This is a genomic window from Candidatus Berkiella cookevillensis (assembly GCF_001431315.2).
Lineage (GTDB): Bacteria > Pseudomonadota > Gammaproteobacteria > Berkiellales > Berkiellaceae > Berkiella_A > Berkiella_A cookevillensis.
Map to the genome: position 1 here is coordinate 990,277 of NZ_LKHV02000001.1, position 19,788 is coordinate 1,010,064.

A 19,788-nucleotide genomic window follows, 5' to 3' on the forward strand; every position below is an offset into this window, starting at 1 on the left:
ATTTATGTTCGTTTTTTTAAGTAATCTTTTATCTGAATATTATCATAGCTTATCTATTTTTCATTATGTGACGCTGCGAACTATACTCGCTACGCTTACTTCTTTAGCACTTTCATTATGGCTTGGGCCTATTGTGATTGAGTGGTTGAAAAGCAAGCAATTAGGACAGCAAGTCAGAACAGATGGGCCTCAATCACATTTTAGTAAACAAGGCACACCGACCATGGGGGGTATCATGGTTTTGGGTACCATTGTGCTTAGCTGTTTATTGTGGGCAGATTTATCCAATGACTATATCTGGTTGATGCTCTTCGTTACGATCGGATATGGGACTATTGGTTGGGTAGATGATTACCGAAAAATTATCAAGAAAAACACTAAGGGTTTGGCAGGCCGGTGGAAATTATTTTTCCAATCGTTGATCGGCATCAGTATTATTTTATATTTGTATTTCACGCAGCATTCTTTGCAAGACACTTCTTTAGTAGTGCCATTTTTCAAACAAGCCATTATTCCTTTGGGATTATTTTATATTGTCCTTGCCTATTTCGTCATTGTTGGATCCAGTAATGCCGTTAACTTAACAGATGGCTTAGATGGTTTAGCTATTTTGCCTGTTGTGCTGGTTGGGGCTGCATTAGGTGTGTTTGCTTATGTGGCAGGCCATGTAGAGTTTTCAAAATATCTCTCAATATTGCATGTCCCTGGTAGCAGTGAACTTTGTATTTTCTCTGGTGCTTTGGTCGGAGCTGGTCTTGGATTTTTATGGTTCAATGCCTATCCTGCTCAAGTATTTATGGGGGATGTGGGGGCTTTGGCTTTAGGCGGTGCCTTAGGATTATTGGCAGTGATTGTTCGTCAAGAGATAGTGCTTTTTATCATGGGTGGTGTTTTCGTCATGGAGACTGTATCGGTCATTCTCCAAGTGCTGTCATTTCGATTAACGGGACAAAGAATATTTAGGATGGCACCTATTCACCACCACTTTGAACTAAAAGGTTGGCCAGAGCCTAAGGTGATTGTTCGATTTTGGATTATGACGGTTATCTTGGTTTTGATTGGATTGTCTTCTTTGAAAATTCGCTAAGTAAGAATGTCTATATGAATCAACATAACAAAAGCTATATCGTAATAGGTTTGGGGCAAACCGGTTATTCTTGTGTTAAATTCTTACGAAGTAAAAACAATGCTGTATGCGTTGTTGATACGCGCGAATTGCCACCTTTTAAGGCTGCGTGCCAAGAAAATTATCCTGAAGTTTCGCTTTATTGTGGTGTGTTGCCTGAAATTGCCACACTGAAACAATATGATGTAGTTTTAAGTCCTGGGATAGCACAAGACCATCCTTTTTTAAAGCCATTGATACAAAACGCCAAACAGATTTCGAGTGATATTAGTTTATTTGCAAATCACTGTGATCTGCCAATCATTGCAATTACAGGTTCAAATGGTAAAAGCACGGTAACAACCTTGGTTGGTGAAATGGCCAAGGCATCTGGGAAAAAGCCTGCTGTCATTGGCAATATTGGTGTGCCTGTATTATCGATTTTGGATAATCCTCAGCATGATTATGATTTGGCTGTTATGGAGCTATCCAGTTTTCAATTAGATATAACACCTTATTTAAAAACAAAAGCAGCAACGGTTTTGAATATTTCGCCCGATCATTTAGATCGTTATGGAACGCTCGCTACTTATGCTGCCTCTAAACACAAAATTTATGAAAATACAGAATGTGCCGTTATCAATAGCGATGATTCCCTCTCATATCCGCCGTTATGCAAGCACAAAGCACCGACCTTCTTAGAATTTAGCAAAGATAGTAATAAGCAAGTGGACTTTAGTCTTCTAGAAGAGGCGGGGGAGCGATATCTGTGCTTTAAGACAGATCGCCTTTTAAATGTAAAAGAAATGCAATTAATGGGCGAGCATAATCAAGTCAATGCACTGGCTGCATTGGCCTTAGGCTTTGCCGCTGATTTATCTTTAGATGCAATGGTACGAACATTACGGTCTTTTTCTGGACTTGAGCATCGTTGCCAAACTGTGGCTGTTAAGCAAAACATCCGATGGATTAATGATTCGAAAGGCACGAATGTAGGTGCAAGCCTTGCTGCCTTATTAGGATTAGGAAGCGTTTTGAAATCCCCACCAGAAAGTCATTCAGATAGCAAAATCATTTTATTATTAGGCGGACAAGGTAAAGGGCAAGCCTTTGGTGAGCTTATTGCGCCAGTGAAAGCGTATTGTCGTGCTGTGATCACTATGGGTGAAAACTCAGACCAGCTATATAATCTTTTCAAGGCTCACACTACTGTTTCACAAGCAATGGGCATGCAAGATGCGGTAGACTTAGCAAGACAGCATGCGCAAGAAAGAGATATTGTTTTATTATCACCTGCCTGCGCTAGCCTTGATCAATACCAAAATTTTGAGCATCGAGGTAAGTGCTTTATAGAAGCCGTGTCTAAGCTTACATTGTAATCGCCTAGGGATAGTCATGAAAAATTCAAAAATAATTCAAAAAGCTAAGGTTGACTATTGGTTATTGGTTGCTGTGGCATCTTTATTATTATTAGGGCTTACCATGGTAACTTCAGCATCCATCGGGATTGCAGAGAAAAGCTTAGGTAAACCTTTTTATTATTCATTCCATCAAGCAGTGTATGCGCTCTTTGGTATTATAGGCGCATTCATTGTCTATTCCATACCCATCAAAATTTGGTTTCGATTTGCTGTCCCTATTTTAATTGCATGTATTTTATCTTTAATCGTCGTTCTTATTCCCGGTGTAGGTAAAGAAGTAAATGGCAGTATACGTTGGATTAATCTAGGTTTTGTTTCTATTCAATTTTCTGAGTTTGTAAAACTTGGCATCATTGTTTACTTCTCAAGCTATATTGTGCGTTATCAAGCAGATTTACGACATAAAGTCTCAACCTTTATTCGACCACTCATTCTAATTGGCTTTATCTGTGGACTTTTAATTTTAGAGCCTGACTTTGGAACTTCAGTCGTTATTTTGGCAACGGTCTTTTCTCTGTTGTTTTTGGCGGGGGTACCGCTTTGGCAGTTTTTCATTTTGATGCTTATTGTGGGTACCATGTTGGGGTTGATTGCAGTCGCTGCGCCTTACAGAATTGAGCGATTAACTTCTTTCTTAGATCCCTGGTCAAATCAATTTGATTCTGGTTACCAACTTACTCAGGCGTTGATTGCCTTTGGTCGGGGTGAGTGGTTTGGCATTGGTTTAGGTGGCAGTATTCAAAAGCTGTTTTATCTTCCTGAAGCGCATACAGACTTTGTCTTTGCTGTTTTAGCTGAGGAACTTGGTTTAGTGGGGGCTGTAGGTACTTTATCTTTATATGTGCTCCTTGTGTATCGTGGTATGATAGTGGGTTTGCAAGCCGAAAAAAGGGAAGATAGGTTTGCTGCCTTTATTTGTTATGGCATTAGTTTATGGGTTGGTTTACAAACATTGATTAATGTAGGGGTAAATACAGGTATGTTGCCAACAAAAGGCTTAACCTTACCCTTTATTAGTTATGGCGGTAATAGTTTATTTGTTATGTGCGTTGCCATGGGCTTTTTGTTTAGAACTGACTTTGAGAATCGAGTTACGCACAAGGGCTATAGCTTTTTAGCCAATATGAATGGAAAAAGAGTGCAAGCATAATCAACCTTTATGATCTAAGTTTCTTATGGTTACAAAGCAAAAGACAATTTTAATCGTTGCTGGCGGTACAGGGGGGCATGTCATGCCTGCTTTAGCCGTTGCTGAATATTTCATTGAACAAGGGATTGCCGTACATTGGTTAGGTACAAAGCAAGGCATTGAATATAAAGTTGTTAACAAAAAAAATATTCCTATTTCTTATCTTCATATCTCAGGTTTAAGAGGGAAGGGCATATTACAGAAATTGTTAGGGCCTATTAAAATTGCTATTGCTTGTTTTGAAGCAGCGCGTATTTTAATCCGAGTAAAGCCTAATATGGTATTGACCATGGGAGGCTATGTGTCTGGGCCTGCAGGCTTGGCGGCTTGGATGCTTCGATTTCCACTTGTGATCCATGAGCAAAATGCAATTGCGGGTTGGACAAATAAAATCTTATCGCGTTTTGCTAAAAAAGTATTATTGGCTTATCCCGATACTTTAGAGCATGCGAACCATAAGGCTGTTGTGACGGGTAATCCCTTAAGAAAGGATTTCACTCAAATCTCTGTTCAATCTTCTATTCAGCATATGGTGCAAAAATCAGAAGAACCTGCAAAAAGCCTTAAAATTCATATTTTAGTATTAGGTGGTTCATTGGGCGCTCAAAAACTCAACCAGATGCTGCCCGCCACGCTATGCTTATTGGATAATCCCGCTGAGTATGAAATTCAGCATCAAACGGGAGATAAGCATTTAGACTCAACAATGGCTTTATATGAGCAACAAGGTATAAAAGCAAAACTTACCACTTTTGTAGAAGATATGGTAAGTGCTTATTTATGGGCGGACATTGTCATTTGTCGTGCGGGTGCATTGACGGTTGCGGAGGTTGCACAGTTAGGTAAAGCTTGTATCTTTGTGCCTTATCCTTATGCTGTTGATGATCATCAAAAATTTAATGCTAAATATTTAAGTGATCAAGGTGGAGCACTATTGATACCTGAAAATAAGTTAACGCCACAGACGCTCCTAGAGGCGTTACTGACCTTGAGTGATCCTAATAGACGTAACCAAATGGCAGAGATTGCCAAAAATCTAGCGAAGCCAATGGCGACGGTTAAAGTGGCAAATGAGTGTTTGACCGTTGCCTTATAATTAAACGTATTTCTATTTTTACTACTATCTATATTTAAAAACGGAGTCATGAATGAATCCTGGTTTGAAAACCCCTGGCATGAGAAGAATTAAAAATATTCACTTTGTTGGTGTTGGTGGCGTTGGCATGGCGGGTATTGCAGAAGTGTTGTTGACGCAGGGTTATTCTGTTTCTGGTTCTGATATTGCGAACAATGCTTTAACGGAGCGCTTGAAATCATTGGGCGCAGAGATTCAATTGGGGCATCGCGAAGAAAATGTGCAAAATAGGGATGTGGTTGTCGTTTCGAGTGCGGTAAATTCAGAGAATATTGAAATCAAGACTGCACATCAATTAAGAATACCTGTTGTTCCTCGTGCCTTGATGCTCGGTGAGCTTATGCGTTTTCATTATGGTATTGCGATTGCGGGTTCGCATGGTAAGACCACGACAACCAGTTTGATATCTAGTATTTTTGCTGAAGCGAATTTAGATCCCACCTTTGTGATTGGTGGTAAATTAAACAGTGCAGGAAGTAATGCTCGATTAGGTGATAGCCGTTATTTTATTGCAGAAGCAGATGAAAGTGATGCATCTTTTTTGCATCTAAATCCAATGATTTCTATTGTAACCAATATTGATAATGATCATTTGGCAACTTATCAAAATGATTTTGAAAATTTAAAGAGTACCTTTATTAATTTTTTACATAACTTGCCTTTTTATGGTTTAGCGGTTTTATGTATTGACTGCCCTGTTGTGCACTCTTTATTACCTCGAGTGAGCAGACCTTATATTACTTATGGGTTTCATCCTGACGCTGATATCCGAGCCATTGAATTTAAACAAACAGGCACAAAAACAAAATTTAAAATACAGATTAAAGAAGATAATGAAATTATCGAGTTAAATTTAAACTTACCTGGACAGCACAATGTAAGAAATGCTTTAGCTGCCTTTGCTGTTGCACGAGAAGAAGGCGTGCCTTTAGAAGCCATTGCAAGAGGTATGGAAAATTTTGCAGGGATTGGTCGACGTTTTCAATTACATGGAGAGATCGCTTTTGATAAGCAAACTGCAATACTTGTTGATGACTATGGGCATCACCCACAGGAGATTCTCTCAACCATTCAAGCAGCACGGTTGGCATGGCCCCAGAAGAGATTGCTCATGGTATTTCAGCCTCATCGCTTTACACGTACTAAGCAGCTATTTGATGATTTTGCAGAAGTTTTATCGGAAGTAGATGTTCTGTGTTTAATGGAAGTGTATTCAGCAGGTGAAGCACCTATTCCGAATGCAGATGGTCGTGCGCTTTCTCATGCGATTAGGCAAAGAAAGAGTGTTGAGCCTATTTTCATTTCTCAACCTGAGAAATTATCAGAAATATTAAATGATGTCGTTGGTGCAAATGATGTTATTTTGATGCAAGGCGCGGGTAATATTGGTGCAATGGCCGTAAGTTTGGCACAAAAAACAGCCAAAGAAGGCATTTAGAAAATGTCTAAAGGTGCAAGCGCAGAAGAATCTTTACACGCACACGTTATTTTTGAGAGAAAAATCTTTCCTCTGGCTGCAATGACAAGTTGGCATATTGGGGGGGCGGCTGAAGTGCTTATTCAGCCTACAGAGGGTGCTCAATTGTCTCACTACCTTAAAGCTTTGCCTGCCGAAACACCCCTCTCTTGGTTAGGCTTAGGTAGTAATGTACTGATTCGAGATCAAGGCGTAGAAGGCGTGGTTATTTGTACACGCTCTTTGACGACACTTGCCTTACAAGAAGATGGCAGTATTTATGCCGATGCAGGTGTAACTTGCGCTAAGTTTGCGCGTTTTTGTTGTAAGCATGGATTTGAGGATGGGGCGTTTTTTGCAGGTATTCCTGGCACCATCGGCGGCGCTTTGGCTATGAATGCTGGTGCTTTTGGGGGTGAAACATGGGAATGGGTTCAAGCAGTGCGTATCATTACACAAAAAGGTGATATTCTACAAAGAACACCTAATGATTATGCTATTGCTTATCGTTCCGTGAGCAAACAAAATAGTTCAATGAAAGATTTAGATAAAGAAGCTTTTTTGGGTGCGTTTTTTAGATTTCCGCATAAACTATCTATGAATGGTTTGGAAAAAATCAAAGTACTTTTAAGACAGCGTGCCCAAACTCAACCCATTGGCACCTTGAATTGTGGCTCTGTGTATCGTAATCCAGAGAAAGAATTTGCCGCTAAACTCATAGAAAGCTGTGGATTGAAAGGCTTTAGAATAGGCGGTGCTGCTGTTTCAGAAAAACATGCAAATTTTATTATTAACGAAAATAATGCAAGTTCGGATGATATTGAACAATTAATGATAGAAGTTGAGAAGACAGTGTATCTAAAATATCAAATCAAATTGGAAAAAGAAGTGAGAATAATTGGTAAATCAGATCTATTTGCTAAGACAAGGAGTGTTTAACCATGACTAAAACGATAAGCAAAGCGCAAGGTTTGGTACAAAATGTAAAAGAATTTATGGATAAACCTTCTACACAAGCATTGGGTATGCAGTCTGCCAGAAAGCAGGATGTGCGAAGATATGGGAAAGTAGCCGTTATTTTTGGTGGGCGCTCTTCTGAACGAAAGATATCACTTGAAAGTGGTAATGCTTGTTTAGAATCCTTACTAAGAAGCGGTGTTGATGCGCATCCTATTGATCCAGATGATGATTTAGCGATTAATCTCAGATTAGGTAAATTTGATAGAGCCTTTATTATGCTTCATGGCAAAGAAGGTGAGGATGGGATTGTACAAGGTACACTCCAAATGATGGGCTTACCCTTCACAGGCAGTGGTGTTGCTGCTTCTGCGCTTGCAATGAATAAATCGCGTGCCAAACTTGTGATGCATGGCTTAGATGTGCCAACCCCCGTATTTGGTGTCGCTTATTCTTTGGAACAAGCAAATATTTTGGCTAAAAAAATTGGTTTGCCTGTTTCTGTTAAGCCGGTAAATGAAGGTTCTAGCATTGGTGTAACGCGTGTAGAGGATATGGCGCAACTTGCAAATGCCTATGCACGTGCAGCTATTTATGGCGAAGTGATGATTGAGCAATGGATAGATGGCGCCGATTTCTTTGTCAGCGTGCTGGGAGATCAGGTGCTGCCTGCGGTTAAAGTGAAGCCCGCTAATGGATTTTATGACTATAACGCTAAATATGAATCTAATAAAACACAGTATTTATGTCCACCGCCGATTAGCAAAGAGCAAGAAAGTGAATTAGCCGATATTTCTTATCGTGCCTTTAAAGCATTAGGCTGCGAGGGGTGGGGACGCGTTGATTTGGTTCAAGACAAAGAGGGTAATTTCTGGGTTTTGGAAGTCAATACGATCCCAGGCATGACTTCACATAGCCTTGTTCCTATGTCTGCGCTTGCGCAGGGTATGTCCTTTGATGATTTGGTTATGGCAATATTGGCAGCAACCTTAAATGAGAACCAAATGTCAGTGGGTAATCTTGCTCAATTATAATTATATTTTTAGAAGACCGTCTTTAAACGGTGGGTTAGCTCAAAAACACCAGGCAACGACGCGTTCTAACGTGAGAGCTACCGCGACCAAGCGCTCCTGGAAGCAGAAATTTTTTATTTTTGCTTTTATTTGCGCTTTTTTTGCACTTCTAAATACAGGATATTGGTTTTTTCAAACAGATCGATTTCCCATTCAACGCGTTAAACTGATCGGCGACATGGCGCATGTATCTCATCAAACGCTCCAGTCTGTTATTACACCTCATATCCAAGCAGGATTTTTTTCTGTGAATGTTTCAAAGTTGCAAAAAGAATTGCTATTATTGCCGTGGATTAAGCGCGCGGATGTTCGGAGGGTATGGCCTGGTCAATTGGTTGTCCATCTTTCTGAGCATGATCCTAAAGCAATTTGGAATGATGAAGCTCTAATGAGTCGAGAAGCTATTCTTTTTTCTCCACCATTAACGGATATTCAATCTCTCAACTTACCTAGATTACATGGTCCAGAGGGCAAACACATGCTCGTCTGGGAACAATATCTTAGTATCGAAGAGAAAATATCCTCATTACATTTACGGATAGTTACATTAGAATTAGCGCATCGTGGCGCATGGCAGTTGCAACTTAGCAATGGAATTCAGATAAAATTGGGCACACAAGATGTTTTAGTTAGATTACAACGTTTTGTGGACGCTTATCAGAAAGCCTTGAGTCAGGAATCGCGCCCGATAGCTTATGTGGACTTAAGATATACAAATGGGATGGCTGTTGGTTGGGCTACTAATACAAAAGTTTCAAATATACGCAAATAATTATTATTCATAATTATTGTCATAAATTTGTCTTTTGAGATTATACTAATTAAGGCTATCCGTGATCTCTAATCGCTCGATCACAAATTGATACACTGGGAGAGAAAAGCTCCATGTCAAAAAAACCGGACAAGAATTTAATTGTTGGCTTAGATATTGGTACCTCGAAAGTAGTTGCTATTGTAGGTGAAATTACACCTGAAAGTACGGTTGATATCATTGGAATCGGATCGCATCCTTCCATTGGTTTAAAAAAAGGGGTTGTTGTAAATATAGAATCCACCGTACATTCTATTCAGCGTGCTATTGAAGAAGCTGAATTAATGGCGGGTTGCCAGATCCATTCTGTTTATACGGGAATTGCTGGGCAACATATTCGAAGTTTAAATTCACATGGAATTGTAGCGATACGTGATCATGAGGTCACTCAAGCAGATGTGGATCGTGTCATTGATGCTGCAAAAGCAGTGCCCATTCCTGCCGATCAAAAAATACTTCACATATTACCGCAGCAATTTATTATAGATACGCAGGACGGTATCAAGGAGCCTGTTGGAATGTCAGGCGTTCGACTTGAAGCTAAAGTACATATGGTGACAGGTAGTGTCAGTGCTGCGCAAAATATTATCAAATGCGTACGACGTTGTGGCTTGGAAGTAGATGATATTATCCTAGAGCAACTCGCTTCTAGCTATTCTGTTTTAACAGAAGATGAAAAAGAGTTAGGCGTGTGTATGGTTGATATTGGAGGGGGAACCACTGATATTGCTGTATTTACGCATGGATCGATTCGCCATACAGCGGTTATACCGATTGCTGGCGATCAAGTAACAAATGATATCGCTGTAGCACTACGCACGCCAACACAAAGTGCTGAAGCTATCAAAATTAAGTATGCTTGCGCGCTTTCTAGGCTTGCTGAGCCAGATGAAATTATTGAGGTGACAGGGGTTACTGAACGACCTGCTCGCCGATTATCTAAATTAACGCTCGCTGAAGTTGTTGAGCCAAGATATGAAGAGTTATTTGCACTCGTTCAATCTGAGCTTAGGCGTCAAGGTTTAGAAGAGTTGTTAGGATCTGGGATTGTAGTGACAGGTGGTAGCGCCAAAATGGAAGGCGTTGTTGAGTTGGCCGAAGAAATATTCAGAATGCCCGTTCGCTTAGGATTGCCGCGCTATGTAACAGGTTTGGTTGATGTTGTGCGTAACCCGATTTATTCTACTGGCGTTGGTTTATTATTGTACGGTCGCCAGCAGCAGCTAGAACGTCAAGTTAACATTGTAACTCGACATGGTGTGAATAATGTTTGGGGTCGGATGAAGCGGTGGTTCCAAGGCAACTTTTAAAAAATACCACAGTAATAACAAATTAGATTAGTAGGGCCTAAGGAGAAATGATGAGCGAGATGTTTGAACTAATGGATAACTATCCACAAAACGCAGTAATCAAAGTCATTGGTGTTGGCGGTGGTGGTGGTAATGCCATTCAGCATATGGTTCAGCAGGAAGTAGAGGGTGTGGAATTTATCTGCGCTAATACCGATGCTCAAGCTCTCAAGAGTTCTTTAGCCAAAACCGTACTACAACTGGGCTCTGATGTAACAAAGGGCTTGGGTGCAGGCGCTAATCCCGATGTGGGTCGTCAAGCCGCACTTGAAGACGTTGATCGTATTCGTGATGTATTGGCAGGCGCTGATATGGTTTTCATCACAGCTGGTATGGGCGGTGGTACTGGTACAGGTGGTGCTCCCGTTGTTGCTGAAATTGCAAAAGAATTAGGTGCTTTAACTGTTGCCGTTGTTACAAGACCCTTTCCTTTTGAAGGACGTAAACGTGTTTTAGCTGCAGAAGAAGGCATACGTCAATTATCTGCACATGTTGATTCGCTGATTACCATTCCTAACGAGAAATTATTAACAGTTTTGGGTAAAGGCGTTACTTTATTAGATGCCTTCCGTGCAGCGAATAATGTTTTATTAGGTGCAGTACAAGGTATTGCAGAGCTGATTACACGCCCTGGTTTGATCAACGTAGATTTTGCAGACGTGCGCACCGTTATGTCCGAAATGGGCTTAGCAATGATGGGGACTGGCACTGCAACCGGTGAAAACCGTGCAAGAGAAGCCGCTGACGCTGCTATTTCAAGCCCATTACTCGATGATGTTGATTTATCCGGTGCTAAAGGTGTGTTAGTAAACGTAACAGCAGGTATGGACTTATCTATTTCTGAATTTGAAGAAGTAGGTGATGCTGTTAAACACTTTACTTCTGATAACGCTACCGTGATTGTCGGAACCGTTATTGATCCAAGCATGCAGGGTGAATTACGTGTTACTTTGGTTGCAACCGGCTTAGGCGGAGAAGAGCGTCGAGGTTCTGAAAGGGAAGCCATTGATAAATCAAGAGAAAATATGAGAGAGTCTAGGCATCAGCCTGTGCTTAGAAAGCAAAGCAGTCACCCAGCGCATCATTCTTCACAGCGCGTGAAAGAGACTAGCAATGCAAATGAATTGGATTACTTGGATATTCCAGCATTTTTAAGACGCCAATCTGATTAAAATGAGCGGAAATTGATCTAAATCGTGGTATCATTCGGTTCTCAAAATTTTCGCGATTAATTTGGCTGGTGCTAAGGGCTCAGAACGATGAAACAAAGAACTCTCAAGAATGTTATTCAAGCGACAGGGGTTGGTGTACATACAGGGCATAAAGTTTATCTGACTTTACGCCCTGCTCCTGTCAATACTGGGATTGTTTTTGTAAGAGTTGATTGTAACCCCGTTGTAGAGATACCAGCCAAACCAGAATATGTCGGAGATACCAGCTTTTGCACTACTTTAGCGAAAGATGGCGTCAGAATTGGCACAGTTGAGCACTTATTATCCGCTTTTGCTGGCTTGGGAATTGACAATGCGATTGTTGAATTAAATGCACCAGAAGTACCTATTATGGATGGCAGTTCTGGGCCTTTTGTCTTTTTGATTCAGTCTGCTGGTATAGAAGAGCAATCAGCGCCTAAAAAGTTTATTCGCATTAAGAAGACAGTTGAAGTCAAAGATGGCGATAAATTTATTCGCGTTTCTCCCTTCGATGGTTTTAAAGTTTCTTTTACTATTGAATTTGATCATCCTGTGATCCGAAAGGGTGGGCAGCACATTACTTTAGATTTCACGAGTTCGTCTTATGTGAAGCAAATTAGCAGAGCCAGAACATTTGGTTTTATGTCTGACTTTGAATGGTTGAGAGCAAACAATCTTGCATCTGGTGCGAGCCTTGATAATGCAATCGTCTTAGACAACTATAAAGTTGTCAATGAAGATGGTTTGCGCTATGAGAATGAATTTGTGCGACACAAAATTTTGGATGCTGTGGGTGATTTATATCTGTTGGGCCATAGTATTATCGGTGAGTTCAGTGGCTTCAAGTCTGGCCATACCTTAAATAATAAATTTATTCAAAAATTACTTGAGAATAAGAGTGCTTGGGAGCTGGTGACCTTTGAAGATAAAAGAGCACCTATTTCTTATGGTTCACCAGAGTGGTTAACACCTGACACAGTCACTGCATAGTTCTTTCTTGTTTTTTATTCTTCTTTTAAGGGGCTTTTTTAATGCCCCTTTTTTGTTACTTCTTTTTAGAAGCCGCCTCAAAAATGTCTCTATTGTATTGATCCTTGATTGTAGATCTTTTTCTGCAGTGACATCTGTCTTGACTATAAATAGCGTATTATTGATTGACACATAGCAGCAAAGCGCTAAAATATGTAATGTGAGCAAACATTCACAAAAAATAGCTAACAAGCTTTGTAAAAGGATTTCTTATGAAAGAACTGACACAGGAAGAGTTAGAAATGGTTTCTGCTGGTGCAATAAATGTACAAACGCTCTTATTTGCAACCTTGGGTGGTATGATTGTAGGTGGTGCTACAGGTGGTTATTTTGCTATGCAATTGGCAATGAGTAGTGCAGCACAGATTGTAATTACACCCTTGGTTGCCGCTTGCTGTGCAGGGGTAGGAGGTACAACAGGGCTTGGATTAGGTTTAACATTGCAATAAAAGTATTGTTTTAGGATTTGAGTATGAGAGCTTTAGAAATAATTGAATTAGATCAAGTAAGCGCTGGTGCAGACACAAGTGCTATAGAGCCATTAACGATATTTACCACGATTAATTTATCTACCACCCTTGTGGGTGCTACCTTAGGTGGTCTTTCTAGTGCTGCTCAAAGTATTGCTAGTCAACAACCATACTACATGTTAGCAAATATAGGTTTGGGTGGAATCCTGGGGGCATTTTTAGGGACAACCTTGGGGGTTGTGGGTGTATTGGGTTATTATACATTTAAAGAATAATCTTTTGGGGATATGTCTTAAAGTTGTGCAATTTTCCTCTATTTGAAAAATAGATCTTGATTGTTCTGGTAAGCGACATTCTTTCCAATAAACTTTAGATACGCTTCTTAATAAGTTTTAAGGCTTTAGTTTAGACAGAGGTTTTTTATATGCGAGATGGTTCGGCTACGCGAAAAAAATTAGATAGATGCGCTTTAAATCTTTTTGTGCAAAAAGGCATTACTGCGACAACCATCAAAGATATTGCGTCTGAAGCTGAAGTCGCAGAAGGTACTTTATATCGTCATTACAAAAGTAAAGAAGAATTGGCTCAAAGCTTATTTGTAAATTCTTATGAAGCTATTTTGGTAGAAATGAGAGCTATCATTGAGAATTTAAATAAAGTAGAAAATAAAATTCATGACATGGTTATGCTATTTGCCAGAAAATTTGATGAAGATCCTATTTTATTTCGTTATCTTCTTTTAACACAGCACTATCAAATGAAATATCTCGCCAATGATGAAAATAGTGCACATCATTTATTTGTGCAGGTTGTTGTGTCTGGAATGAACAAGCATCAGATTCCAAAGGGTGATGCAGATGTTTATGCAGCTATGATTATAGGCATTGTATTGCAAGCGGCAGTCTCTCGAGTTTATGAGCGGATTACTCGCAAAATGGTAGAAGATGTGCCGGTATTATCAGCGGCTATTTTACGCGTATTACAAGCAAAAGATACTTAAACTGCTGTACCAAAAATTCAGTTGAAATGTAAAGCATGTGCTAAAATATTTCGTACTATAATGATATAGTTTTTTCACATGATGTGACTATAACAAGCGTTTTGTGCATAAAGGAAATCATATGCATATTCTGATAACAGGCGGAACTGGATTTATTGGTAGACAGCTTTGTGCTTTGTTATTAGCAAGGAAATATGAAATTTCTGTTTTAAGCAGAGACATGCATCACGCTAAAGCAATATTACCATTCCAGGTAAATTGTATCCAAGATATTTCTGACATAAAACATATCTCGTCTATTGATGCCATTATTAATCTAGCGGGACATCCCATTGCTAATACACCTTGGTTTTCTAAGACCAAACAAGCAATCATCGAGAGCCGTGTTCATTTAACACAAAATTTAGTTAAAATATTTCAAGATTTAAATCCTAAACCGCGAATCTTTATCAGTGGTTCAGCTATTGGTTATTATGGGATGTGTGCGGATGAAAAGTTGACTGAAGAGGCACCAGCCGGTACAGGATTTGCCGCTGATCTATGTAAAGAATGGGAGTTAGCAGCCCTTACTGCGCAAGAGCAAGATATTCGTACTTGTTGTGTCCGAACAGGACTTGTTTTGGGTAAATCAGGTGGTATTTTAAAACGAATGCGATTACCTTATTTGTTAGGTTTAGGTGGAAAGATGGGAACGGGGCATCAATGGATGTCTTGGATTCACATGCAGGATTATCTGAATATACTTTTATTTTGTCTTGAAAATACATGTATACAAGGTGCAGTCAATGCGACCGCACCTAATCCAGTGACTAATCTTGATTTTAGTCGTAATTATGCACATATTCTGAAACGGCCTGCGTTTATGACAATGCCAGGATGGCTGTTAAAATTACTTTTAGGTCAAATGGCAGAAGAATTATTGTTGGCAGGACAAAGAGTCATTCCTCAAAAATTAATGGATTTACATTTCTCTTTTGAGTATCCGCAGATTGATCTGGCATTACAGCAAATTGAAAGGTAATCCTCTTCATGTTAACGCAGACAGAAAAAAAACAAGTTGTAGTCGTGCTAGGTGGTTATGGGAATTTTGGCAAGCGTATTTGTCATGAACTAGCGCAAAATGCATCTATTCGTGTCATTATAGCGGGAAGAAATCAAAAAAAAGCGTCATTGCTGCAAGTAGCTTTAAAAAAAGAATTTCCTCAGAGTGATGTTGAAACACTTGTTCTGGATAGAAAAAATAATAATTTTAAAGAAAAGCTGATTGATTGCAAAGCAACTATTCTAGTACATACGGCCGGCCCTTTTCAAAATCAGGATTATTTAATCGCAGATTTTTGTATTGAAGCAAAAATTAATTATGTGGATATTGCTGATTCAAGAGAATACGTTGTTAATATTAAAAGCTTAAATGAAAAAGCCAGTGAAAATAGGGTCGTTGTTATCAGTGGCGCAAGCTCAGTGCCAGGTTTAGCATCAACAGTTATCGATGGATTTGCATTGAAATTTTCAACGCTTTTAAATATTGATTTTGGCATCTCTCCTGGAAATAAAGTAGAAAGAGGTTTGGGAACCTTGCGTTCAGTCTTTGATTATGTTGGAAAGCCTTTCTTACAGTTAAATAATGGAAAATGGCAAACTGTGTATGGATGGCAGCAAATGCATCGTCAGTATTTTGGAGATAATATTGGGATGCGTTGGCAAAGTTGTTGTGATGTGCCTGATTTAGAGCTATTACCTCAACGTTATCCTAAATTGCTTTCAGCAAAATTTTATGCTGGTTTAGAGATAGGTTTTTTACATTTGATGTTATGGAAGATGTCGTGGTTAGTGCGCTGGAAGTTTATTAAAAATTTATCTTATTTTGCGGGTGGCATAGAAAAAATCAGTTTTCTGTTTAAGAAGATGGGAACGCCAAAAGGTGGCATGTATGTGCATTTGTATGGAACGGATTTTCAATATCAACCTTATGAAATTCAATGGAACTTAGTGGCAGAGAGTGCGCATGGACTCAATATTCCCATTATCCCCGCATTAATTATTATTAAGAAAATGCTAAATCAAGAACTAGAAAGTGGTGCTAGGCCGTGTACAAATTTATTTAGTTTAGATGAGTTTGATGTCTTTGCTAAGAAATGGAATATTTATCATACTACTTCCGAAAGGCAAATGTAATTGAAATATTATTTTATTTTAAAATTAATACATATCTTAAGCGCTACTGTTTTAATGGGTACAGGTGCTGGCATTGCATTTTTTATGTTGATGTCCTATTTGAAAAAAGATATGGCAGCGATTAAGCAAAATGCTCAACTTGTCGTATTGGCAGATTGGTTATTTACTTTGCCTGCTGTGATTGTGCAATTGGTGAGTGGGCTATTGTTAATGCATGTGTTGAATTATTCATATCACAGTATGTGGTTTGCATCTGTTATGGGCTTATTTGTCTTTGTGGGGTGTTGTTGGATCCCTGTTTTATATCTTCAGTATCAGTTTAGAACTCTATCTAAAAATTTATCAGTGCAAGACGTAATTCCAAACCGTTTTCATCGTTATATGAAAATATGGATAATATTAGGATGTTTTGGTTTTTCAGGGGTATTGTTATTATTTTATCTTATGGTTTTTAAGCCAATGCTTTGATAATGTTCTCTGTCTTTTGGATAGAATTTCTAGTGAAACCTAAGGCAAGTCGCTGCGTGTGTTAAGTGGTTTGCCTTGTCATGCCAGCGAAGGCTCATAGGCGTCAACTTAAGCAATTTCTGGTATTCGATTATATAACATTAGCACCTATATAAAGATGTGCTTTGGTGCGAAGCACCCTACGCCCACTTTGTTATCAAAGGGGGCAGCCGTCTGCGGTGGGGGATTTTCAAAGCAAAGATTAAAAGATCCATCTGCTCACTCCAGTTAAGCTTCTTCCCTTGATATCAAGGGAAGATAATCATTCACTTCGTTCATTTTTACATTATAAAGAATAAAATTTATTCCATATCAACATCGTTTTTTTACAAAGGCTAATTAACAATAGTTTATTTCTTTCTAAACCTCCCTTTATCCGCATCTTCGGCCACGCGATTAATGGCATCTTGGTGCAATTGAATTAAGGCTTGAACACGTCTGTCACCATTGTTTTGGCGTGAGGCTTGATATTGATGCGCTATTGTTGTTGCTTTAGATAGGCCTGTTTCTGCAACAGGTGATGCGATAGCTGGATTTGTATTGGGTAATATATTTTCTTCATGCACGTGAGGTCGGCTTTGCTTTAGTTCTGATTGAATGGAAGGTGAGGGAGATCGACTTGCTTTTCTCTTATGTTCGTGACGTGTCTGATGATGGGTATGTTTTGCATGATGCTTGCTTTTACCTTTTTTCTTATCAGTTGTTTTTTCTTCGTCTTTTGCTTTATTTTTATGTGAATGATGATGTTTTTTGTTTGTCGTTTTTTCTAGTTTATCCGATGGACTATTAGATGTTTTGCTTGTGCTGCTAGCTGCTGTTGATTTGTGTTGTGCAGTCGTTGCAAGTTGCTTTTGATGCTCGAGCTGCATTGTGAGGTTTTTTGTAATAGCATTGATAGCCTCATTTTCTCTTTGTTTGCGTACATTCTCATCTTGCATTATTTTATAACGTGGATCTGTTGTTTGTTTTGTTTGCTGCATCAATTCTATATCATTATTATTCCCTTCGATGAGATAATCATTCATTGCTTTTTGTCCTGCAAGTGTCGTCATCATTTTTTCTAAAGCTGAAACTATTTCTGGGTTAAAATCTTCGGCTTGTATTGCACTGAAAAGAGTGTTTATTTTGCTTAAGTTATTTGCAAGCATTTGTGCGTTAATTTGTGTACTAGAGTAAAGAGGTATCATGTTCAATATATTATTATTTAAAAATTGAGTAGGATTATCCACTAAGCTTTTTACGTGATTCAGCTGTGTTAAGGATGCATCAAGTTGATCTACTTCGGCTTGTAAAGTTGCTAAGCGATTATTGAGCATGTCAGAATATTTGTTATCTATGCCTGATTCAGTTTGTAATAATTGACCATAGGTTTGTAATAGGGGTTTAATTTTTCTTTGCTGCAAGAAACTTAAATGTGCTCTAACATTTGTGATAAAAGGTGCTAGATTTGTTTCATCAAATTGTACACTATGCTTTCTTGCCATTTTTTTAGCATAAGGTGCTATTTTTGTTAAAAGTTTAGCTTTATCGTTTGCAATCTGTGCAAGTTCTGCATCTCTCAGTGGCTTAATTTCTTTAAGTAGCTTTGCTTGTTGTATGGCTATATTTTGATTTTTTTCTTCGATTTCTGAGCGTAATTTGGCTATTTGTTCACTAAGCATGTCATTTTCTCCAAGTTCTATTTTGATCACTAAGACTTTCATTCATAGAAAAAGTTCAATTGTAAATACACGCTCTATTTTTTCTAATAATCAACTAACATTAGAAATTATGCTGACAAATTATGATTGGATGAGGGCTATGGCAGATGAAAGTGCTAAAAAAGCAGAGCATTAGTCACCGATGGAAGCCATACATCTTTGTAGTTGCTGTTTTTATACAAGTAATGTTACCCACCTTGATAGCAGCGCTCTTTGGGGTATATGCGGTGGGTGTTCTTATCTTGTTGTCTGTGATACATGCTTGCATTGCAGGATGGCTACTCTATAGCCAGTATCAAGTGCATTGCCAGGAGCAAGCATTACAAGAATATTTTCCCCTGAATTTAGAAAATGCAAAGCATCGCCTTGTATTTGAATTCATACGAAATTTGAGTGACGCAATAGGTCTGCAAACACCTACACTTGTTATTAAAAAAACAAATAAGATGCTGCCAGAGTTATTAGCTGAGAGTGCAATGTTGCCAAATTATACCATTATCATAAATGAGGATTTATTAACGGTGCATGGCAAAGGTTTAGATGATGAGCAATTAAAACTGATATTGGCTCATGAAGTAGGACATCTTGTTTATAAGGACCAATTGAGACAATGGCTATTAAATGGTCTGCAATGTTTATTTATCATACAGAGTGTGACAATGATTGTTTCATCTTTATTTTTGCTCAATGCGCTCTCATTCTTTTTCTTAACAGGATTGCTGCTTTTTATAGGGGGTATACAGTTAGGTTTAATTCGAAAACATGCGCGCTTTTGTGAGCTAGAGGCTGATCGCTTTGCGGCAACCCTTTGTAATAATCCATCTAAGATGTTGCAGATATTTGATGAGCTTCCAATGCTCTACCATTATTGGGGAATGTTATATCTTGAAGATAGCTTTGAGCAACCTAGGCTTTACAGTGATTATCAAATAGCGCCTCTTTTAGAAAAGCTGCATTATTATAAAACTTCACTTCGCTTATCGCCTGACTCAACTAAGATAAAAGAAATAGTTTTACAACTTAATAGTTGTTGCCCTGTAAGTTTTAACAATGAATCTTGTGAGAGTACAATATTAAAACGCAATTTTTATCAAAGATGTATGGGCTTTTTTAATGCTTATCCTTCGCGAGCACAAAGAATGGTAAATCTTGCAGACATGTGCAAGCAAACTAACACCTTGCCATTGTCAAAATCAGGTAAATATAGTCAAATTTAGT

19 protein-coding genes are annotated in these 19,788 nt (G+C 38.8%); 18 read left to right on the forward strand and 1 reads right to left on the reverse strand.

Going from position 1 to position 19,788, the window contains the following annotated elements:
• Positions 1-4 precede the first annotated feature (4 nt).
• The 17 genes from mraY to CC99x_RS04440 all read left to right on the forward strand — a co-directional run bounded on the left by mraY (position 5) and on the right by CC99x_RS04440 (position 16,831).
• Entirely contained in the window at positions 5-1,087 is a 1,083-nt protein-coding gene (mraY, locus tag CC99x_RS04360; protein WP_057624675.1) for a phospho-N-acetylmuramoyl-pentapeptide-transferase, read from the forward strand.
• 14 nt (positions 1,088-1,101) lie between these two features.
• Positions 1,102-2,484 carry a UDP-N-acetylmuramoyl-L-alanine--D-glutamate ligase gene (gene murD / locus CC99x_RS04365; protein WP_077065433.1) on the forward strand — a complete coding sequence of 461 codons (1,383 nt, stop codon included), beginning with the start codon at positions 1,102-1,104 and terminating at the stop codon, positions 2,482-2,484.
• 16 nt (positions 2,485-2,500) lie between these two features.
• Positions 2,501-3,676, forward strand: coding sequence for a putative lipid II flippase FtsW (gene ftsW / locus CC99x_RS04370; protein WP_057624677.1), 1,176 nt, complete (start codon positions 2,501-2,503; stop codon positions 3,674-3,676).
• Positions 3,677-3,701: 25 nt separating this feature from the next.
• Entirely contained in the window at positions 3,702-4,811 is a 1,110-nt protein-coding gene (gene murG / locus CC99x_RS04375; RefSeq protein WP_057624678.1) for an undecaprenyldiphospho-muramoylpentapeptide beta-N-acetylglucosaminyltransferase, read from the forward strand.
• 52 nt (positions 4,812-4,863) lie between these two features.
• The gene (gene murC / locus CC99x_RS04380) at positions 4,864-6,288 is read left to right on the forward strand and encodes a UDP-N-acetylmuramate--L-alanine ligase (RefSeq protein WP_057624679.1); all 1,425 of its coding nucleotides are present in this window, start codon (positions 4,864-4,866) and stop codon (positions 6,286-6,288) included.
• A 3-nt stretch (positions 6,289-6,291) separates the two neighbouring features.
• Positions 6,292-7,245 (forward strand): UDP-N-acetylmuramate dehydrogenase, encoded by a 954-nt coding sequence (gene murB / locus CC99x_RS04385; protein ID WP_083477350.1) that lies wholly within the window; start codon positions 6,292-6,294, stop codon positions 7,243-7,245.
• Positions 7,246-7,331: 86 nt separating this feature from the next.
• A complete protein-coding gene (locus CC99x_RS04390; protein ID WP_057624730.1) occupies positions 7,332-8,297 on the forward strand; it encodes a D-alanine--D-alanine ligase in 966 nt (321 codons plus the stop codon).
• 70 nt (positions 8,298-8,367) lie between these two features.
• Entirely contained in the window at positions 8,368-9,108 is a 741-nt protein-coding gene (locus CC99x_RS04395) for a cell division protein FtsQ/DivIB (protein WP_158003213.1), read from the forward strand.
• A 113-nt stretch (positions 9,109-9,221) separates the two neighbouring features.
• Entirely contained in the window at positions 9,222-10,457 is a 1,236-nt protein-coding gene (gene ftsA / locus CC99x_RS04400; protein ID WP_057624681.1) for a cell division protein FtsA, read from the forward strand.
• 59 nt (positions 10,458-10,516) lie between these two features.
• A complete protein-coding gene (gene ftsZ / locus CC99x_RS04405; protein ID WP_057624731.1) occupies positions 10,517-11,668 on the forward strand; it encodes a cell division protein FtsZ in 1,152 nt (383 codons plus the stop codon).
• 87 nt (positions 11,669-11,755) lie between these two features.
• Positions 11,756-12,679, forward strand: coding sequence for a UDP-3-O-acyl-N-acetylglucosamine deacetylase (gene lpxC / locus CC99x_RS04410; RefSeq protein WP_057624682.1), 924 nt, complete (start codon positions 11,756-11,758; stop codon positions 12,677-12,679).
• 251 nt (positions 12,680-12,930) lie between these two features.
• Positions 12,931-13,167, forward strand: a complete 237-nt coding sequence (locus CC99x_RS04415; RefSeq protein ID WP_057624683.1) for a class IIb bacteriocin, lactobin A/cerein 7B family — start codon at positions 12,931-12,933, stop codon at positions 13,165-13,167.
• A gap of 23 nt (positions 13,168-13,190) precedes the next feature.
• Positions 13,191-13,463, forward strand: coding sequence for a hypothetical protein (locus CC99x_RS04420; RefSeq protein ID WP_057624684.1), 273 nt, complete (start codon positions 13,191-13,193; stop codon positions 13,461-13,463).
• Positions 13,464-13,612: 149 nt separating this feature from the next.
• Positions 13,613-14,188: a TetR/AcrR family transcriptional regulator gene (locus CC99x_RS04425; protein WP_057624685.1), complete on the forward strand. Its 576-nt coding sequence runs from the start codon at positions 13,613-13,615 to the stop codon at positions 14,186-14,188.
• A gap of 121 nt (positions 14,189-14,309) precedes the next feature.
• Positions 14,310-15,209 (forward strand): TIGR01777 family oxidoreductase, encoded by a 900-nt coding sequence (locus CC99x_RS04430; protein WP_057624686.1) that lies wholly within the window; start codon positions 14,310-14,312, stop codon positions 15,207-15,209.
• Between the two features lie 8 nt (positions 15,210-15,217).
• Complete coding sequence (locus CC99x_RS04435) at positions 15,218-16,363, forward strand: saccharopine dehydrogenase family protein (RefSeq protein ID WP_057624687.1); 1,146 nt, start codon at positions 15,218-15,220, stop codon at positions 16,361-16,363.
• A complete protein-coding gene (locus tag CC99x_RS04440; protein WP_077065427.1) occupies positions 16,364-16,831 on the forward strand; it encodes a DUF2269 family protein in 468 nt (155 codons plus the stop codon).
• Positions 16,832-17,220: 389 nt separating this feature from the next.
• On the opposite strand, the gene CC99x_RS04445 is transcribed toward CC99x_RS04440, so the two are convergent.
• A complete protein-coding gene (locus CC99x_RS04445) occupies positions 17,221-18,531 on the reverse strand; it encodes a hypothetical protein (RefSeq protein ID WP_057624688.1) in 1,311 nt (436 codons plus the stop codon).
• Between the two features lie 146 nt (positions 18,532-18,677).
• Here CC99x_RS04445 and CC99x_RS04450 point away from each other — a divergent pair, with 146 nt between their 5' ends.
• Entirely contained in the window at positions 18,678-19,787 is a 1,110-nt protein-coding gene (locus CC99x_RS04450) for a M48 family metalloprotease (protein ID WP_057624689.1), read from the forward strand.
• Position 19,788 lies beyond the last annotated feature (1 nt).